This window comes from Mycolicibacterium pallens, assembly GCF_019456675.1.
Lineage (GTDB): Bacteria > Actinomycetota > Actinomycetes > Mycobacteriales > Mycobacteriaceae > Mycobacterium > Mycobacterium crocinum.
In genome coordinates this window covers 5,617,787-5,636,862 of the sequence record NZ_CP080333.1, presented here as the reverse complement: position 1 = coordinate 5,636,862, position 19,076 = coordinate 5,617,787, and the positions used below count along the sequence as shown (strand labels likewise).

17 protein-coding genes and 1 pseudogene are annotated in these 19,076 nt (G+C 63.8%); 17 read left to right on the top strand and 1 reads right to left on the bottom strand.

Features of this window, described 5'->3' with window-relative positions; genetic code table 11:
- The first annotated feature begins 23 nt into the window (after positions 1–23).
- From K0O64_RS27600 to K0O64_RS27580, 5 genes are all read left to right on the top strand, one after another.
- Complete coding sequence (locus tag K0O64_RS27600; protein WP_096313048.1) at positions 24–1,109, top strand: cupin domain-containing protein; 1,086 nt, start codon at positions 24–26, stop codon at positions 1,107–1,109.
- A 24-nt stretch (positions 1,110–1,133) separates the two neighbouring features.
- Entirely contained in the window at positions 1,134–2,132 is a 999-nt protein-coding gene (locus K0O64_RS27595; protein ID WP_011559036.1) for a dihydrodipicolinate synthase family protein, read from the top strand.
- 18 nt (positions 2,133–2,150) lie between these two features.
- A complete protein-coding gene (locus K0O64_RS27590; RefSeq protein WP_096312500.1) occupies positions 2,151–3,041 on the top strand; it encodes a VOC family protein in 891 nt (296 codons plus the stop codon).
- A gap of 45 nt (positions 3,042–3,086) precedes the next feature.
- Positions 3,087–3,473, top strand: coding sequence for an SCP2 sterol-binding domain-containing protein (locus K0O64_RS27585; protein WP_011559038.1), 387 nt, complete (start codon positions 3,087–3,089; stop codon positions 3,471–3,473).
- A gap of 315 nt (positions 3,474–3,788) precedes the next feature.
- Entirely contained in the window at positions 3,789–4,667 is an 879-nt protein-coding gene (locus K0O64_RS27580; protein ID WP_230986014.1) for a dihydrodipicolinate synthase family protein, read from the top strand.
- Between the two features lie 800 nt (positions 4,668–5,467).
- Here K0O64_RS27580 and K0O64_RS27575 read toward each other — a convergent pair.
- Positions 5,468–6,794 (bottom strand): annotated as a pseudogene (locus K0O64_RS27575) (IS256 family transposase).
- A 302-nt stretch (positions 6,795–7,096) separates the two neighbouring features.
- Here K0O64_RS27575 and K0O64_RS27570 point away from each other — a divergent pair.
- From K0O64_RS27570 to K0O64_RS27515, 12 genes are all read left to right on the top strand, one after another.
- Positions 7,097–7,606 (top strand): aromatic-ring-hydroxylating dioxygenase subunit beta, encoded by a 510-nt coding sequence (locus tag K0O64_RS27570; protein ID WP_011777800.1) that lies wholly within the window; start codon positions 7,097–7,099, stop codon positions 7,604–7,606.
- 122 nt (positions 7,607–7,728) lie between these two features.
- Positions 7,729–9,501, top strand: coding sequence for an FAD-binding protein (locus K0O64_RS27565; protein ID WP_220045873.1), 1,773 nt, complete (start codon positions 7,729–7,731; stop codon positions 9,499–9,501).
- Positions 9,498–9,788: a 4Fe-4S dicluster domain-containing protein gene (locus tag K0O64_RS27560; RefSeq protein WP_011767827.1), complete on the top strand. Its 291-nt coding sequence runs from the start codon at positions 9,498–9,500 to the stop codon at positions 9,786–9,788. The genes K0O64_RS27565 and K0O64_RS27560 overlap by 4 nt, the downstream gene beginning before the upstream one ends.
- A gap of 195 nt (positions 9,789–9,983) precedes the next feature.
- Positions 9,984–11,444: an aldehyde dehydrogenase family protein gene (locus tag K0O64_RS27555; RefSeq protein ID WP_011891543.1), complete on the top strand. Its 1,461-nt coding sequence runs from the start codon at positions 9,984–9,986 to the stop codon at positions 11,442–11,444.
- A 557-nt stretch (positions 11,445–12,001) separates the two neighbouring features.
- Positions 12,002–12,511: an aromatic-ring-hydroxylating dioxygenase subunit beta gene (locus K0O64_RS27550; RefSeq protein ID WP_011777802.1), complete on the top strand. Its 510-nt coding sequence runs from the start codon at positions 12,002–12,004 to the stop codon at positions 12,509–12,511.
- 62 nt (positions 12,512–12,573) lie between these two features.
- Positions 12,574–13,950 carry an aromatic ring-hydroxylating dioxygenase subunit alpha gene (locus tag K0O64_RS27545; protein ID WP_096312497.1) on the top strand — a complete coding sequence of 459 codons (1,377 nt, stop codon included), beginning with the start codon at positions 12,574–12,576 and terminating at the stop codon, positions 13,948–13,950.
- Positions 13,951–13,969: 19 nt separating this feature from the next.
- On the top strand, positions 13,970–14,797 hold the full coding sequence (locus K0O64_RS27540) for an SDR family NAD(P)-dependent oxidoreductase (RefSeq protein WP_011767831.1): 828 nt from the start codon (positions 13,970–13,972) through the stop codon (positions 14,795–14,797).
- 57 nt (positions 14,798–14,854) lie between these two features.
- Positions 14,855–15,880, top strand: a complete 1,026-nt coding sequence (locus tag K0O64_RS27535; protein WP_011767832.1) for a 2,3-butanediol dehydrogenase — start codon at positions 14,855–14,857, stop codon at positions 15,878–15,880.
- Entirely contained in the window at positions 15,877–16,980 is a 1,104-nt protein-coding gene (locus tag K0O64_RS27530; RefSeq protein ID WP_225933555.1) for a beta propeller repeat protein, read from the top strand. Before K0O64_RS27535 ends, K0O64_RS27530 begins: the two co-directional genes overlap by 4 nt.
- Positions 16,977–18,158: an aromatic ring-hydroxylating oxygenase subunit alpha gene (locus K0O64_RS27525; protein WP_011855459.1), complete on the top strand. Its 1,182-nt coding sequence runs from the start codon at positions 16,977–16,979 to the stop codon at positions 18,156–18,158. Before K0O64_RS27530 ends, K0O64_RS27525 begins: the two co-directional genes overlap by 4 nt.
- Positions 18,152–18,649, top strand: coding sequence for an aromatic-ring-hydroxylating dioxygenase subunit beta (locus K0O64_RS27520; RefSeq protein WP_011891540.1), 498 nt, complete (start codon positions 18,152–18,154; stop codon positions 18,647–18,649). Before K0O64_RS27525 ends, K0O64_RS27520 begins: the two co-directional genes overlap by 7 nt.
- 46 nt (positions 18,650–18,695) lie before the next feature.
- Positions 18,696–19,076, top strand: coding sequence for an SCP2 sterol-binding domain-containing protein (locus tag K0O64_RS27515; RefSeq protein WP_225933554.1), 381 nt, complete (start codon positions 18,696–18,698; stop codon positions 19,074–19,076).

Genomic DNA, 19,076 nt, shown 5'->3' with positions numbered 1-19,076 from the left:
GCAAAACAGAGAAGGTAGGTCTCATGTCGACCGCTGAGATTTCAGGGCTTCACGAATTCGACGCCGAGCTCGAGGCTGCCAACCTACGTGGACAATGGATCTACGACGAAATGCTGGAGAGCGTCGTCGGCGGGCCCAAGCCTGCGGGTGTTCCCTTTCTGTGGCGATGGCAGGACGTTCACGCGAAGCTTCTGAAGTCGTGCGACGTGATGCCTGAAAGTTTGACGGCGCGACGCAATCTCTCGTTCATCAACCCGGATGCCCGAGGAACCACGCACACCATCAACATGGGTATGCAGATGCTCAAGCCCGGCGAGATTGCCTATGCGCACCGCCACACCATGGCGGCGCTCCGGTTCGCTATTCAAGGCGGCCCCGGCCTGGTGACTGTGGTGGATGGCGAGCCTTGTCAAATGGATACCTACGACCTGGTTCTGACCCCTCGCTGGACGTGGCATGACCATGAGAACGCCACCTCGGAGAACGTCGTTTGGCTCGACGTGCTGGATATCGGCCTAGTGCTCGGGCTGAATGTGCCCTTCTATGAGCCCTATGGCGAGATGCGCCAACCTCAACGCGAGGACCCGGGGGAGCATCTCGCTGACCGCGGTGGGATGCTGCGCCCGGCGTGGGAGCAGGTCAAGGCGGCGAACTTCCCGTACCGCTATCCTTGGCGTGACGTCGAGCGGCAGCTCCAGCGGATGGCGGGCCTTGCGGGCAGTCCTTACGACGGCGTAGTCCTGCGTTATGCGAACCCCGTTACCGGCGGATCGACTATGCCAACGCTGGATTGCTGGGTGCAGTTGCTGCGGCCGGGCCAGCGGACCGAGGCCCATCGCCACACGTCGAGTGCCGTGTATTTCGTCGTGCGCGGTGAGGGAACTACGGTTGTCGACGGGGTCGAACTCGACTGGGGGCCCCACGACAGCTTCGTGGTGCCTAACTGGAGCACCCATCACTTCGTCAACCGGTCGACGGAAGATGCCGTGCTGTTCTCGGTCAACGACATCCCTACATTGAAGGCTCTCGATCTCTACTACGAAGAGCCCGAGCTGTCTTTGGGGACGCAGCCATTTCCGCCGGTCCCCGCTAACCTCCGAGCCCGCTGACGATTCACGAGAGAGGCAGTGCACGTGCGTGACACGAAGTTGACCGTCGATGACATCACCGGTGTCGTCGGCATTATCCCTACGCCCTCCATCCCGACGGCCGACCAACCGGGCACCGCGTTCTCCGTGGACCTCGATGAGGCGGCGAAGCTCGCCGACGCGATGGTCCGTGGCGGAGTGGATGTGCTTATGACCACAGGCACCTTCGGCGAGTGTGCCTCGCTGACGTGGGACGAGTTGCAGAGCTTTGTCGCCACCGTGGTCGACGCCGTCGCGGGACGTATCCCGGTTTTCGCCGGAGCGACGACGCTCAATACCCGCGATACGATCACGAGGGGTCGCCGGCTCGGCGAGCTCGGCGCCGATGGCCTGTTCGTGGGTCGTCCGATGTGGCTGCCCCTGGATGACGCCGGCATCGTGCGCTTCTACCGGGATGTGGCCGAGGCAGTGCCGAACATGGCATTGGTGGTCTACGACAACCCCGGCGCCTTCAAGGGAAAGATCGGGACGCCCGCCTACGAGGCACTCAGCCAGATACCCCAGGTCGTCGCTGCCAAGCATCTCGGGCTGCTCAGTGGCTCCGCCTTCCTTTCCGACCTCCGCGCGGTAAGCGGTCGCGTGCGGCTACTGCCGCTTGAGACTGACTGGTACTACTTTGCGCGGCTCTTCCCAGAAGAGGTCACCGCCTGCTGGTCGGGCAATGTGGCCTGCGGCCCTGCGCCAGTAACGCACTTGCGCGACCTAATCAGAGCCGGCCGCTGGGACGACTGCCAAGCGCTCACCGACGAACTGGAGGGGGCTCTTGAGACGCTGTACCCGGGCGGCAACTTCGCCGAATTCCTCAAGTACAGCATCCAGATCGACAACGCCCAATTCCAGGCGGCCGGTTTTATGCGCACGGGGCCCACCCGACCGCCGTACACCGAAGTGCCGGAGTCCTATTTGGCTGGCGGGCGCGAGGCCGGCAAGAACTGGGCCGCACTCCAGCAGCGCTATGCGTCACTTGCCGTCTCGAACCACTGAATCGCCTGAGGACAGCACATGTTGGTGAAAGCGTTGGGTTATGTGGGTGTGGAGTCTCCGGATGCGAAGGAGTGGTTGGCGTTCGGTCCGGAGGTTTTGGGGATGGAGGCGGTTGAGGCGTCCAGTGGGTCGGTCCTGTTGCGGATCGACGACGCCGATCATCGTTTGGCTGTGCATCACGGAGAGCGCAACCGGATGCTGTATGCGGGCTGGGATGTGGGCAGCGAGGATGCGCTTGAGGCTGCCGGGGAGTTGCTGCACAAGCGGGGTATTGGGTTTGAGGTGGGAACCGAGGAGGACTGCGCGGCCCGCGGGGTGTTGGGCTTTGTGACGCTGTCGGATCCTTCGGGGTTGCGTCATGAGTTGTTTTACGGTCAGAAGGTGGTGCCGGGTTCCTTCCGGCCCGGTCGTGCGATGTCGGGGTTCGTCACCGGTGCGCAGGGGTTGGGTCATGTGGTGTTGGCGACGCCGGACCTTGCGCAGGCCGACCGGTTTTTGCGGGGGGTGTTGGGGTTTAAGAAGAGCGATGAGGTTTACACCTTCATGGATCTGTGGTTCTACCACTGCAACCCGCGCCATCACAGCATCGCGTTGACTCGGATGCCGGGTGTGCGGGGACTGCACCACGTGATGGTCGAGGTGCAAAGTTTTGATGACGTGGGGATGGCTTATGACCTGTGCATGTCGCGCAACATTCCGCTGAGCATGACGTTGGGGCGCCATGTCAACGATCGGATGGTGTCGTTTTACGTGCGCACACCGAGCGGGTTTGACATCGAGTACGGCTGGGATGCGGTGACCGTCGACGAGGAAACCTGGACAGTCGCTCAGTACGACCGACCCAGTGTGTGGGGCCACCAGATGGTCGCCCAAACACCGCCAGGCGCACTCGAAGCCGCAACAACATGAACGGCTCGACGGCCGAGACGACGAAAACGATCATATGGAGGTGAAATGGCGATCCAGTTCCTAACCGACGACTGGGCGACTGCGGTGACCGACGCGGCCAATGCCGACGAGAGGTTCCGCATTGCAGCGAAGGGACATGACGTGGTGCTCCGCGTATCCGTGTCGCAGAGCCCGGCCAGCGATGACTACTACATGCATTTCTCTGACGGGTCACTCATCGTCGGTATCGGATCCCCGCCACGCACGCCCGACGTGGAGGCCGAGCTCAGCTACGAAACGAACGTCGAGCTGTCTCGGGGTGCGCTCAACGGCCAGACCGCGACCATGACCGGGCAGATGAAAGCCGTCGGCAACATGATGAAGATGATGTCGATCGGAAAAGCCCAGGATCGGCTCGCAGAACTCGAGAGCGGCTTAGACATCGACTACTAGCACTTATCGCGGCGCCTAGAGTTGACTTCGCGCCGAGGGACACAATGCCACGAACGGGAGTGCATCGGCACCTACCATCGGCTCAAGTCCCACCCTGGACGGTCCCGCGCGACCATACCGCCAATAAAAGCAATTCCGAAGATCATCAAACCAGATTGGACACGGCTCATGACAACACGTAGCAGCGAACTCGTTCCCAGCGACATGAAGGGGTTGTGGGGATTCGTGCCAGCCTGCTCGACGCCGGACGCCGCCGATGTCAACGCGGTCGACACGATCGACACCGATGCGCTCGCGTCTCTGGTTGATCGACTGGTGCGTGATGGTGTCGACGGCATCGTGACGACCGGCAGCGCCGGCGAGTCGCACACCCTTTCCGACGACGAATACCGCACGCTCATCACGACAGTCGTGGAGACGGTAAACGCCCGGGTTCCGGTGTTCGTTGGTGCCAGCACGCTCAACACGCGCGACTCGATCCGACGCGCCCGCGTCATCGCCGACCTCGGGGCGGACGGCATTATGAGCGGACCGCCGATGTACTTGCCGCAGACTGCCGAGAACGCGGTCCAGTACTACAAAGACCTCGCCGAGGCCGTTCCGGAGCTGGCGATCATGATCTACCAGAACCCGCACGCGTTCCGCATCACATTGCCGCCCGGTGCATTCAGGGAGCTGGCCCAGATTCGCAATATCGTTGCGCTCAAGCAGACCTCGATGGACATCTTCAATGTGATCGGCGCCATCAAAGCGGTCAAGGAAAAGATGTCGGTCCTCGTCTTGGACCAATTGATGTACCCCGCAATGATGTTCGGTGCTGCCGGAGCGTGGAGCATCGACGTATGCATGGGCCCTTGGCCCGCGCTTTCGCTGCGCGATGCATGCCAGCGTGGCGACTGGACAGAGGCCGCGACCATCGCCGACCAGATGCAGGCGCCATTTCGAACGCTGGGCCTGACCATGGAGGAATTCCAAGCCATGCAGTCCGCCTGGTGGAAGATCGCAATCGACACTGCGGGCTATGGGCGTGCTGGGGCTGCTCGGCCGCCCTTCGTTCACATACCGCAGACCGTCGTCGACTCCGCGCACCGCTACGGTGAACGCTGGGCAGGACTTGCGGAGCGCTACCACCGGTCAAGGGAAGCCGCTGGGCTGCCGCCTGCCGCGGCGAACGTCGCCGCCGCCTCGTCATAGACGCCGGGGAAGAACCGTCAGGGCGACCTGCTGACCACTCCCCCCACCTAGGCGTCTAGGTCTGTAGCCAACGTCGCCAGCCCACTCAGCAGCGACTGAACTTCGGAAAGGACTGCCAAGCCGAGCAATGCGACGGCGGCGAGGTTGAACAATGCCGCCTGCTCGCGACCACCGATCTGATGGGCTTCTCCAAGAGCCCGTTGCGCGATGATAGGTCAGCCAGTCAGGATTGCGATCGAGAGCCGCGTCAAGATAGGAAGTCGCACCCGAGCCAACGCGTCGCCGAGCATCCAGATTGTGTGCACCACAAGCGTTTTCGCTGCCGTGGCCACGGCGAGCATGTCACAAGTCACAAGCGCCACGGGCGGTCTGCCAGGGACCATGCCGGCGATCACTTGGAGATGCCCGAACCCATAGGCGCGACAATCGTCATCGCCTGCCGACCCGGGCGATCGGGGGAGTGGAGTCGGCTAACGCCCGCCACCCGGGTGTTCGTCGGACAATAGCGGCAACGACCGCCGCGAGTGCTCTTGTTCCCGCGCCCCGCGGCCGAATGTTCATAACAGGGCACCGACAGCACGACGACATCGCCACAGACCTCGGCCATTGCGGGGCTGGCGGCCCCGGCGCAAAGGCAAGTCGGTCAAAGAGATCAACACGTCCAGTCGCGATCTTGCGTGCACTGCCGCAGCCTGCCGAACGCCTCGTAAATGCCTGATTCGCCAGGACTTAGCGTCATCTCGTCTACATAAGGTGACGCGGCAGGTCCGTCAGATTAACGGTGTAAGCGGCATCTTCGGTTAGGTGGTTTCGCTGCCCGGCATGCGGTCGGCGAAGGTGATCGCGAAGGCGTTCAGGGCTGGTTTCCAGCGTATGGTCCATCGCTTCTGTCCGGTCCCGGTCGGGTCCAGCGACCGGGTGACCAAGTATAGGCACTTCAGCGCCGCCTGCTCGGTGGGAGAATGACCGCGGGCCCGCACGGCGCGGCGGTAGCGGGCGTTCAACGATTCAGTAGCATTGGTCGAACAGATCACCTTCCTTGTCTCGGTGTCGTAGTCCAGGAACGGAATGAACTCACTCCACGCGTTGCGCCACAATCGAATCGCCGCCGGGTAGCGGTTACCCCACTCGGCTCTCGAATGCGTCCAGCGCTGCCGCTGCAGCCTCGGCGTTGACCGCGGTGTAGATCGGCCGCAACGCCTTGGCAATGGCGTCGCGGTGCTGGCGCCCGGCATAGCGGAACGTCCCACGGATCAAATGGATGACACACGTCTGGACCACAGTGTCGGGGAACACCGCGCCCACCGACTGCGGTAAGCCTTTGAGCCCGTCGCAGACCAGGAAGAAAATGTCGGCCACCCCGCGGTTCTTCAGCTCGGTGAGTACCGCCAGCCAGTATTTGGCTGACTCGCCCTCGCCCTCGCCCTCGCCGGCCCACATGCCCAGCACGTCACGATGCCCGGCCAGGTCCACCCCGATCGCGGCGTAGATGGGCCTGGGGCCGACCTGGCCGTCGCGGATCTTGACGTGCAGGGCGTCGATGAACACCGCGGCGTACACGCGTTCCAGCGGGCCGGTGTGCCACACGGTCATCTCCTCGACCACGCGGTCGGTGATCCGACTGATCGTGTCCTTGGACACCGACGCGCCGTAGATGTCGGCGAAATGGGCGCTGATCTCGCCGGTGGTCAGCCCGCGGGCATACAGCGACAACACCACCTCGTCGACATCGGTCAGGCGACGTTGGCGCTTCTGGACGATCTGGGGTTCGAAGCTGCCGGCGCGGTCGCGCGGCACCTCGATCTCGATCTGCCCGCCCGCATCGGTCAGTACGGTCTTGGCCCGGGTTCCGTTGCGGGAGTTGCCCGAGCCATACCCAGCCGGATCGTGACGGTCATAGCCCAGGTGCTCGGACAGTTCCTAATCCAGAGCGGTCTCGATGACCGTCTTGGTCATCGCCTTGAGCAACCCGCCCGGACCGGTCAGCGATACGCCGGCCTCGCGTACCAACTCCCGGGCAACCTCGAGCTCGTCGACCTCACCGCTATCCGGGACATCAATGGCCGCCACGGCGGCCTCATCATCGGGATTCTGCGATGGCTCCACAGCCACGACAGTTTCGGTCATCACGCGACCTTTCCGGCCCCGACACACCGGGGCCGATCAGGCCGTTTACACCGTTACCGCGACAGTCCCGACGCGCCAGGCGCCCGGGCATTGCGCATCCGATGGAGGCGCCACATGAGCTCGCGTCCAGATTCGGTTGTGCAGCATCATCATTAGTTGCGCGCCGTTTTGGCCGTGGTTCATTCGGAGATGTTGTCTTGACGGGCCGGTGTGACGTATCTAGCATTCTCTACAGCGGAGGACGCATCTGTTCAGCAGAATATCGAGTCAGTGTTGATGGTCTGGTCGAGGAGTTCGGTGTGATGAACGCGGTTGCGGTCGATCGAGATACCCGTGAGGCTGTCGAGGCGTTCATGTTCCGGGAGGCGGAGCTACTCGATGGGGGGCAGTTCCGAGAATGGTTGGGTCTGCTCGACCCCGACATCCGGTATGTGGTTCCGGTGCGCACCACCCGTGAGGATTCCGCGGGTTGGGTGGGCGCGATCGCGCACTGGAACGACGACTACACGGGCTTGGAGATGCGGGTCCTCCGCGGCGAGACGGATTTCTCGTGGGCCGAGTCACCTCGGTCGCGGACCCGGCACTTCGTGTCCAACATCCGCACGACTGCCGGACCGGAGGCTGATGAGTTGACCGTGCGCTCAAATCTCTTGTTCTTCCGCAGCCGCGGAGACAGCGGCCGGTGGGAGTTGCTCTCGGCCGAACGCGTCGACGTGTTGCGCCGCACCGACGATTCGCTGCGGCTCGCTCGGCGCGAGGTGTTACTCGATCACTCGACGTTGCCTATCGACAACCTGTCGGTAGTCCTGTAGGGCCAGCTCCGTTCACCACCTCCGCGTGGATATCTCCGATTCCAGAAAGGGTCCAACCATATGACCACCGAAACAACCGAGACGGACTTGATCGAGATGTTGGTGAAGGCGTGACTGGCGTTATGGGTGACCTGGATGTGTCGGTCCAAGAATGCGACGTCTTGGTAGTGGGTGGGGGAATTGGCGGAGTGCGGGCAGCACTACGGGCCGCGGAGTTGGGGTCGTCGGTGATTCTGGTGGAGAAAGCGGTGGTGTCTCGGGCAGGGCCGATGACGTATGTCCACAGCCAATACGCCCCTGATCACCGGGTGCAGGGTGAGGAGATGACGGAGTGGGCGCGCGAGTTCGTGGTGGGCAGCAATTATTTGGCCGATCAGGATTGGGTGCAGCAGTACATAGCCGAGGCCTATGACAGGGTTAACGAGCAGATCGAGTGGGGTGTGCCCTATTCCACTCATGAGGATGGGTCGCTGAAGTATGTGACGGTCCGCGGCCACAACCTTGGCACGACGCTGGGTGTGGATGGTCGCGTGTGTATGGAGATCCTCAAGGAGAGGATGAAAGCGGCGGGGGTGCGACTGTTCGAGCGGGTCGATGTGATTGATCTGCTGACCACCGACGGGTGTCGGCCCACCGCTGGTGCGGTGTGTGGTGCGGTGGGGGTAAACGTTGTCACTGGCCAGTGTCATGTCTTTACGGCGGGCAGCGTCATCCTCAACACCGGCCCCTGGTATCCCAAGCTGCATTACGCGTTCGCCGACCATTGCAGCGGGGAGGGGCATGTGGCGGCGTGGCGAGTGGGTGCCGAGTTCGCCGGCATGGAGTTCGGCCAGTTCGCCGCCTGGAGTTACTTCAATCGGTCATTCTTCACACCGGGTCAAGCCAAGATTCAGGGTATCGGCGGCAAGTTCTGCAACGTGGCGGGCGAGTACTTCATGGACCGCTATGACCCGATCTGGGGGGATAAGGGCGGGCTGTTCACCATCGCGCGCGCGATCATGACCGAGATGGTGGAGGGCCGGGGGCCGTGTTATCTCGACTTGCGTCACGTACCCCAAGCGGATCTAGAGGTGCTGTATGAAGTGTCTCCGACGGTGCGGCGCGCCTTTACCGAGTTTGAGGTCGATCCCTCCACTGACCTGCTGGAGGTGACCCCGTTCATCGTGCTCGGCACGAGCAGCACCAGCGGTCCCACGATCGACCTGGACGGAGCCACCACAGTGCCCGGCCTGTACGCGGCCGGGTATGGCACGGCGTGTCCGCATTTGATGTCGGGAATTTCTGGCAGCGGGATCTCGAGCTTCTCCGCTGTTGCGGGGTACCGGGCGGGCACTGCGGCGGCGGCGCGCGGCGGTCACGCGGTAGCGCGCAGTGTGTGGGAGAACCAGGCACAGGAGAGCTTCGCGGAGTATTTCGCGCCGATGCGTCGGCTGCGGCAGGTCCGGCCGGTGGATGTGTGGAAAGCCATCGGCGAGGCGACGGCCAATCCGGCATTCGCATTGTTTAAGTCGGAGGCACGGATCGATTCAGCGCTCGCTGAGCTGTACCGGATCCGGGATCGGGTACTGCGTTACGTTTTCGCGCCGGACTATCAAGAACTTAAGAAGGCGCATGAGGTGCGCGCATACCTGACGTTGGCGATCATCACCTGTGAGGCGATGAAGCGGCGCACCGAAAGTCGCGGGGAGCTGTTTCGTATCGACTACCCCTACGCGGACAACGATGAGTGGCTGAAGTGGCTGCTCGTGCGCCGGGGCAGCGGCGGTGAATTCGATCTGCAGTTCAGCGAACGCGACCTGCCGATCCAGTCGTGGCCGGTGCAGGCCCCGCCCGGCCGCCATCCAAGTCCATATACCGTGCCGCAAGGCTACCGTGAGGAGGCGGCGGTTCAGTGATCGAAAGCATCGACGAAACAACGTGCGACGGGTGCAACGTCTGCATCGACAGCTGCCCAACCGGGGTGATCCGGCTGGTGGAGGGCGACGAACCGTGGTCCACGACCAAGTGGCGAGCCAAGATCATCTACCCCAACGACTGTCATTCCTGTCGGTTGTGCGCAATCGATTGCCACGTGGACGCGATCGTTGTCAGCCACGCACTGGTGATCCCCGACCCCTTCCTCCCGGGCGTAGAGCCCCTCGACGGCAGCCGCGACGCTCCGCCCGACGAAAAGAAAACTTGATGTCCATCGGAATAGCGCGAGTCGGGCGTGTTCGGTGTCGGCAAGGTCCCGGCTGCGGGGTCAGGCGATGATGGCCGCCCGATGCGGCCGGCGCCGGATTCGGCACTTATCTGGCGGTCGCCGGGCGATCCTTCGATGACCCAGACATGGCTCCTACAAATCCACCGTTCCCCGCAGGAAAGTTAGGACTTCGGCATGATCAACGCAAACCTCATCATCAACGGACGTGAGGAAACATCCGACCGGACGATCGACGTCGTCAGCCCGGCTGATATCCGGGTACTGCTCGGTTCGGTCCCAGACGCCGCACCCGGGCAGGTCGACGAAGCGGTCGCAGCGGCCGCAATGGCGTTCCCAGAATGGTCATCGCGGCCCCTGGAAGAACGCCAGGGAGCACTACTTGCCGCCGCAGGCACGATCCACGACATGATCGAGGAATATGCGCCGATCCTGAGCCGGGAGAACGGAAAGATCCTCGAAGAGTCGCACGTCGACCTCGAATTCGCGTCGGGCATTTGCGGCTACACCGCAGGCATTTCGGCTGAAATCCTTGCAGACCAACAGATTCGCGACACCGGGGGCACGACCCTCATCCGCCGCCGCCCAATCGGGCCGGTGGCCGCCATCACGCCGTGGAACTTCCCGGTGGTCCTGGCATTCATGAAGCTGGCGCCCGCGCTCGTCGCCGGCAACACAGTCGTCTTAAAGCCGGCGGCAAACTCCCCGTTGGTTCTCGCCGAAGTCGTCCGAGCCCTCCAACAGCACTTCCCTCCGGGCGTGCTCAACATGGTCACCGGAGGCGACGCGGTCGGAGAAGCACTCGTCGCTCACCCGAGAATTCGCAAGATTGGTTTCACCGGCGGCATCGATACCGGGCGCAAAGTTATGGCCGCGGCCGCGCGCGACATCAAGCGGGTGACGCTCGAGCTGGGCGGAAACGACCCCGCGATCCTCCTCGACGACGTCGACCTCTCGCCCGAGACTATGCGGCAGATCGTAAAAGGCGCGTTCGGGACCACCGGCCAGGTGTGCTTCGGTCTCAAACGTATCTACGTGCCGACCCGCATCCACGACCGCTTCGTGGAAGCGTTCTCAGCCGCCGTGGATGAAATCGTCGTCGGGCCCGGCGACGACCCCCGAGTCACCATGGGGCCGCTGAACAACGCTCAGCAGAAGAACCTCGTCGAGAAGATCGTGGACGACGCGCGCTCGAGCGGCGCGACCGTCACCACCCTCGGCCAGCGGCTCGATTCGGCGGCCTGGGACCACGGCCACTTCATGATGCCCAGCGTGGTCACTGCGGCTGATCCCCGCCTCGCAATCGTCGAAGAGGAACAGTTCGGCCCGGTAGTGCCCGTGCTGAAATACGACGAACTCGACGACGTGATCCGGCTCGTGAATCAATCGCAATACGGGCTTGCCGCCTCGATCTGGACGTCAGATGAAGAGCGGGCGTTCCTGCTCGGCCGTCGGTTCGACACCGGCTCCGTCTTCATCAACAGCCACACCTTCACCTCCCTCGACCCCCGCGCACCCTTCGGCGGGGCGAAAGCGAGCGGCTTGGGACGCGAATTCTCTCCAGCCAGCCTGGATTCCTACACCGAATTACAAACAATCAGCCGTCGCATCGGGCCGCCAGGCCCTCCGCTGTCCTGAGTCCGGCGGGGAGCCTGACCAACACATAAGCGTCACGGTCGTAGATCAGCGACGACGACGCGGCGGGTATCGATGCATAGGGATAACTCCGCCGACGGTGTGAAGGCGTGGCGGCGCGTGCTTCGGCAGGGATGCCCCCATTAATGATCCATTCCGGCCCAACGTTCGCGGCGATTCGACCCTCCTAACGTAGAGACCGCCAATAGACGTGCGTGTGCTGCCACGCCTCGACGAGGAACACACCGGCAGCGCTCTCACCGACTGTGCGCACATTGCAAGGGCCGCCGCCGCTGTCAAGCCGCTGGCAAGGCGACGACGACCGAGCGATGCCTCTGGTCGTCGTCTATGGGTTCGCTGGCTGTCGACGACGTGTGCCGTGGGGCTGGTTCTGGGAGCGCCGTGGGGCTTGCTGTGGGAGCCGTTTTGGTCATGGTCCATTCGGAGATGTTGTCTTGACGGCCCGGTGAGACGTAGCTTACATTCTCTACAGCGGAGGATGCATCTGTTCAGCAGAATAGAGAGTGAGTGTTGATGGTCTGGTCGAGGAGTTCGGTGTGATGAACGCGGTTGCGGTCGATCGGGATACCCGTGAGGCTGTCGAGGAGTTCATGTTCCGGGAGGCGGAGCTACTCGATGGGGGGCAGTTCCGGGAATGGTTGGGTCTGCTCGACCCTGACATCCGGTATGTGGTTCCGGTGCGCACCACCCGTGAGGATTCCGCGGGTTGGGTGGGCGCGATCGCGCATTGGAACGACGACTACACGGGCTTGGAGATGCGGGTCCTCCGGGGCGAGACGGATTTCTCGTGGGCGGAGTCACCTCGGTCGCGGACCCGGCACTTCGTGTCCAACATCCGCACGGTTGCCGGACCGGAGGCTGATGAGTTGACCGTGCGCTCAAATCTCTTGTTCTTCCGCAGCCGCGGAGATAGCGGCCGGTGGGAGTTGCTCTCGGCCGAACGCGTCGACGTGTTGCGCCGGACCGACGATTCGCTGCGGCTCGCTCGGCGCGAGGTGCTGCTCGACCACTCGACGTTGCCTATCGACAACCTGTCGGTAGTCCTGTAGGGCCAGCTCCCCTCACCGCCTTCCTCCTTGGCTATCGCCTACTCCAGAAAGGGTCTGACCACATGACCACCGAAACAACCGAAACCACCGGCACAGCTGACGCGACCGATCCCTACCTGCGGCGCGCGCTGCGCGACGTAGCGGACGGGCTCAAGGTCGGGCGCTTACCGGCCCGCGTCGTCAGCGATCCCGCGCTACACACGATCGAGATGGAGCGGATCTTCGGGCGCGCCTGGGTGTTTCTCGGACACGAGTCGGAGTTGGCCAAGTCCGGCGACTTCGTCGTGCGGCACATCGGGGCCGATTCGGTGATCGTTTGCCGGGACAACTCCGGCCGCATCCAGGCGCTGTCCAATTCTTGTCGCCACCGTGGTGCGCTCGTGTGCCGCGCTGAGATGGGAAACACCGCGCACTTCCAATGCCCGTACCACGGCTGGGTGTACAGCAACACCGGAGAGCTCGTCGGCGTGCCGGCGATGAGTGAGGCCTATCCCGGCGGCTTCGACAAGTCGCAGTGGGGATTACGTCACATCCCCCATGTCGACTCGTACGCCGGATTCATCTTCGGCAGCGTCGATCCGAAGGCGCCGAGCCTGACCGACTACCTCGGCGACACGACGTTCTACCTCGACCTCATTGCGAAGAAGACAGCGGGCGGTCTGGAGGTGATAGGGGCACCGCATCGATGGGTGATGTCAGCGAACTGGAAGACAGCCGCCGACAATTTTGTCGGCGACTCCTACCACACCCTCTTTGCTCACCGCTCGATGGTCGAGCTAGGCATGGCGCCCGGTGACCCAAACTTCGCGAGCGCACCAGCGGAAATCTCGCTGCAGAACGGCCACGGCGTCGGCGTACTCGGCTTTCCGCCCACGCTCGCCGATTTTCCCGAGTACGAGGGATACCCCGACGAAGTCGTCGACCAGATGGCGACGTCCTACCCGTCGCCGGTACACAAGGACCTGATGCGACGCTCATCCTTTATTCACGGCACCGTGTTCCCGAATTTGTCGTTCATCAACGTGACCCTCGCGCAGGACCACATGTCGCCCCCTACCCCCTTCATCACGTTCCGGGTATGGCATCCGCTCTCCCATGATCGGATGGAGATCCTCTCCTGGTTCCTGGTCGAACGCGATGCTCCGGAATGGTTGCGCGATGCGTCCCAGGCGTCCTACGTCAACAACTTCGGCCCAGGTGGGGTTTTCGAACAGGACGACGCCGAGGCATGGAAGGCCATCACCGAATCTGTCCAGGGCCCGTTCGCCGGTGAAGGCCTGCTGAACTACGAAATGGGCATGGACTTGACTCCGCTCACCGACTGGCCAGGGCCGGGAGAGGCCCTCCCGAGCGGGTACGCCGAGCAGAATCAGCGGCGGTTTTGGGGGAGATGGCTGGAATACATGGGTCAGCCTCCCGCATTCGGCGGGCGTGCTTGATGAAGCTTCTGCCCAGGCTATGCGCGAAGTGCGCCCGTTCACCAATCGGCGCCGCGTGAGTGCCGTGAAGGCGGGGGACCGCCGGGTCGCAATTGTCACTGCCGCCGCCGCGGGAATCGGTAAGGCGATCGCCCTGCGGTGGTGCCGCGAAGGTGGGTGCTGTGTCATGGCCGACACCGACGGCGAGGGCCTCGATGCGGCCGTGCATGAATTGGCCGAGTCCGGCGCGGCGGTTTGCGGCGTCGCCGGCGACGTTTGCCTCAGCGATGTTGCCAACAGTGTCGTCGAACGGGCGCTGACCGAGTTCGGGCGGCTCGACACACTGTTCAACGTCGTCGGCGGGAGCCTGGCTCGCAACGTGGAGGAGATCAGCGAGGAGCAGTGGCGCAGCCAGATCGACATGAACCTCGGCAGTGTCTTTCAGATGTCCAAACCCGTCATCCCACTCCTGCGCCAGGGTGGCGGCGGGTCGATCGTCAACGTCGCGTCGACGGCCGGGATCCTCGCCGAGAACAGGTGCTCCGCCTACAGCGCAAGCAAAGGCGGGGTCGTGCTGCTCACGAAGAACATGGCCCTCGACTTCGCCCGCGACAACATCCGCGTGAACGCGATCGCCCCCGGGGGCACCCGCACGCCGAGGATCGAACGGTTCCTGGCCGAGCACCCCGAACACGCCTCGATGATGGTGGACCTCTGCGCGATGCAGCGTTTCGCAGGACCAGACGAGATCGCGGCGCCGGCTGTGTTTCTTGCCTCGCCCGAGGCGTCCTACATCACCGGTGCCGTACTGCCGGTCGACGGAGGCATGACCGCCGGCGTCACTTTCCGGGCGTTCGAGGCGGTATGAGCATGATCCCCAACCGCTGGAATCTACACCGGACCCACGAAAGCACCGCGAGCTGAGATGGAAGCGATCGTTCTCAACGGCACCAACGACGTCGGTCTGACGTCGGTGCCAGACCCGGCGCCGCAGGACGGTGAGGTCATCATCGAAGTGGCGGCGACAGGGCTGTGTGGAACTGACCTCCACGAGTATGTCGCGGGGCCCACCTTCTCGCAGCCGCCGGTGGTGCTCGGTCACGAGGTCTCGGGCCGGATCGTGGAGGTCGGAGCGGGCGTCGACCAATCCCGCATCGGGCAGGGCGCCGCGGTGATCCCGATGGATTTCTGCGGGAGCTGCCACTACTGCCACCGGTCGCTCTACCACTTGTGCCAGCGCCCAGGATGGATCGGCTTCACCCGAAACGGAGGCCTCGCGAACTACGTCGCAGTGCCCTCTCGGCTCGCAGTCCGAGTGCCGGACGTGGTGGACCTCGAGGAGGCGGCGCTGACCGAGCCGACGGCGGTGGCGTTCCACGCGGTGCGGCGAGCGGAACTGCTCCTCGGCGAAACGGTGATGGTCCTCGGTGCCGGGGCACTCGGGCTCACCGTGATCCAGTGCGCACGCGCGGCCGGAGCTGCGCGAATCTTCGTCACGGAACCAAGCGGCGTGCGGGCCAGCCTGGCGCGCGACCTCGGCGCCACGTTGGTGCTCGATCCGCATGACCCCGGGACCACCGCGTGCATCCTGGAGGAGACCCGCGGTGTAGGGGTGGACGTGGTCTTCCATGTGGCGGGCAGCGCGGAGGCGTTCACACAGGGCCTGGACTGCCTCCGTAAACAGGGCCGTTTCATGGAGATGTCGTCGTGGGCCGGCGCGGCCTCGCTCGATGTCAACCGCCATCTGCTCAAGGAGATTCAGCTCCGGATGGTTTTCGGTTACGACATGTTCGACGATTTCCCGGCCGTTCTCGCCCTGATCGCCGACGGAAAACTCGCGCTCGCGCCGCAAATCACCGCTCGAGTCCCGCTGGACCGCGCCGTCAAGGAGGGATTGGGCGGGCTATTGGAGGGCCGGGAGGGTCTGGTCAAGGTGCTGGTGAAGCCGTGAGTGAGGGAGACTTGATGGTCGTCGCCGCGACAAGCCGCGGTGTGTTCACCGTGTCCGGCGACGGCAAGGCCCGGGCCTGGCCCGAGTTGCCGGGGCAGGTCATGGCCATGGCTGTCCAGGACGAGCGCGTCGCCGTCGCCGTCCACAAGCACGGCGTGTTTCTCGCCACCGCGGGCGCAGACCACTGGACTGACCTCGGCGATGGCCTCGCCCACCGCGACGTGCGCGCGCTGGCGTTCGATCCGCACACGCCCAACGCGCTCTACGCCGGAACAGAACCAGCGCACTTGCTGCGGTGGCAAGACGGGATCTGGGCCGAGTGTGGAAACGTCCTCGGCGTACCCGAAGCGAAAAGGTGGAGCTTCCCCATCCGCCCGGGAATCGCGCACGTCCGTACCATCGCCGTGCACCCACTAGAAGCTGACGTCGTCTACGTCGGCATTGAAGTTGGATCCCTCCTGATCACCCGGGACCGGGGACAGACGTGGGAGGAGATCGATGGCCTCGGTCACGACATCCACCGCGTGGTCCTGCACCCGGAAGCTCCCGACCGGCTCATCGTCACCACCGGCCAAGACACCAAGCCTTACCGCGGCGGCAAGGGCATTTACCGCAGCACCGACCGCGGATCGAGCTGGGTGCAGTCCAACAACGGACTTGGCGAGCGCAACTACACCGAAGACGCGATCGTGGTGCATCCCGCCGACCCCGACGTGGTGTTCCTCGCCGCGGCCGACGGCATCCCACCGAAGTGGGCTGCAGTGCGCCGGCTGGTGATGGGCGCGATCAACGGCAACGTCTATTTCTTGTCGCCGTCCAAACTGCGCCGACGCCGCGGCGCCGACGTGGGATTCTTCCGCAGCAACGACGGTGGCGCCTCCTGGGTACGGCTGAATAGCGAGGACGACCGCGGCCTGTTCGACATGGTCTGGGCGCTGGAAGGCGAGCTCACTGAAGGCGGCGAGCTGCTGCTGTACCACGGCACCACGGCGGGTGGGCTTTACGTGTCGGAAGACGAGGGCCACACCTGGAAGTGCCTGGCCGACGGCCTGGGCGCGATCACCCACATCGCGACGCCGAAGAAGGGAACAGCGCAGTGAAGCTTGGACCGACGATGGAGTTCGACCACATACAGCCGGCGATCCGGAAACGGTTCACCTCTGCAGCGGACATCCCCAAAGAGGTGTTCAGCGACCCCGACGTCTACCGGGAAGAGCTCACCCGCATCTTCTATGGCCCCTACTGGCATCCGATCGCGCACCGGGCCGAGCTGGCCGAGCGCAACGCCTTCCGGACGAGATGGCTGGCCGACGTGCCGCTGCTGATGGTGCGGGACGGCGATGACCGCATCCGCGTGTTCGTCAACTCCTGCGCCCATCGGGGAACGCTACTGGAACAGCGCCGGTGCGGGGTGGCGGAGCGATTCGAGTGTCCGTATCACCGGTGGATCTTCAACAATGACGGCCGTTTCGCCGGCGCGCCCCGCCGCATGCAGTTTCGCCCGGACTTTCGCGAGGAGGACTACGGCCTCCGGGAGCTGCACGTAGTCGAGGCGTGGGGTTTGATCTTCGTCAGCATGGCTGCGCAGCCGCCGCCGTTCGACGATTATCTCGGCGATAGCGCGGATCCGTTGCGCGACTGCATGGTCGATGACGGGGACTTGACGTTGCTGGGCTACCAGACGGTGGTGTTTCAGAGTAATTGGAAAACCTACATCGACAACGATCCCTATCACGCGCCGCTGCTGCACAGCGCATTCAAACTGCTCAACTGGCAGGGCGGCAGCGGAAACGTGCTGGTCAGCAAGCCCTATGGGCACATGTCGATTCTGTACGATGCGCAACCCTACGTGGACAACGGTTTCCTGGCTGACCCGAGTGTGGTCACGCGGATGGGGGATGACAGCCGAGCCCGCGTGATTGCGTTACGGCCGGTTACCGGGATCGTGCGTCACGTCGACACAATCAACATCCGGTACGCCCGCCCGCTGGGGGTTGATCGTACCGAGGTGCGATACACGTTCTTCGGCCATGCCAGTGACTCCGAGGACTTCGCACGCCACCGAGTCCGCCAGTCGTCAAATCTGCTGGGGCCGAGCGGCTTCATCAGTATCGAGGACGCCGCCGTCTACAACCGCGTGCAGGCGACCGCGCGTGACGGCGGCTATCAGCGCTTTGTCGCCGGGGTCGGCCGACCATTATCGGAGTCGTCGCAGAACGACGAGGTCGCCAATACCGGCTGGTGGGCGCACTACCAGGAGGTGATGGAGTTTTGCTGACATCGAGCGTCGAAGATCGGCGGGCACGTGCCGCGTACCTGGTGGACGAACTGCTGGGAGCCTACGCCCGCGCAGTCGACGATCAAGACTTCACCGCGTGGCTTGCCCTGTTCGCGACGGAATGTGCCTACGAGGTGCGCGCGATGGAGAACGTCCGTGAGGGGCTGCCGCTGGCGTACATGATGGACGATTGCCGAGAACGGCTGGCCGACCGCGCGAAGATGATCCAGGAGGTCTGGGCGGGCACGGTCGAACCCTACGACACCCGCCACTTTCAGCAGCGTACGGCGATGCGTGAGCTCGGCGAAGACCGCTGGGAGGTACGGTCCAACGTCCTCGTCACCTACACCGGCGCCTCCGGCGAGCCGGGGATTCTGGTCAGCGGCTACAGCGAAGACGTCGTCGTCCTTGACGATGAAACCGCGCTGTTTCAGCAGAAATTCGTGGTGGTGGACAACACTCCGCCGCGCTATCTGGTGTACCCCGTTTGACTCGTCGACCGAAGGAGTGGATTAGATAATGACTGCCGTTGCGTTGATGTCGCCCGAGTGGGCACGCGCGTACCGCGACCTGTGGAACGACTCGGCCGAGATCCGGCAGGGTGCCAAAGAATTGAGCATGCTGATCGAATGGCGAGTACAGGACGCCAACGACCAGGTCTCACAGTTGGAGATCACCGATGGTGAGGCCATCTACGGCGGGGTGCAGATCGAAGGGCGAAAGCCTGACTTCGTTCTGACTGCAACCGCGAGCGTCTGGCACCGGGTCGCGGACGGCGAGCTTGGCGTAGCGAACGCCATCGCGACGCGCAAGATCAAATTCGTGGGCCCGGTCAAGGTGGCGATGGCGAACATGGCGGTGCTCGGCGCCGGACTCCGCCTCCTAGGTCAGGTCGACGGACTCGTCTGGGGAGACTGA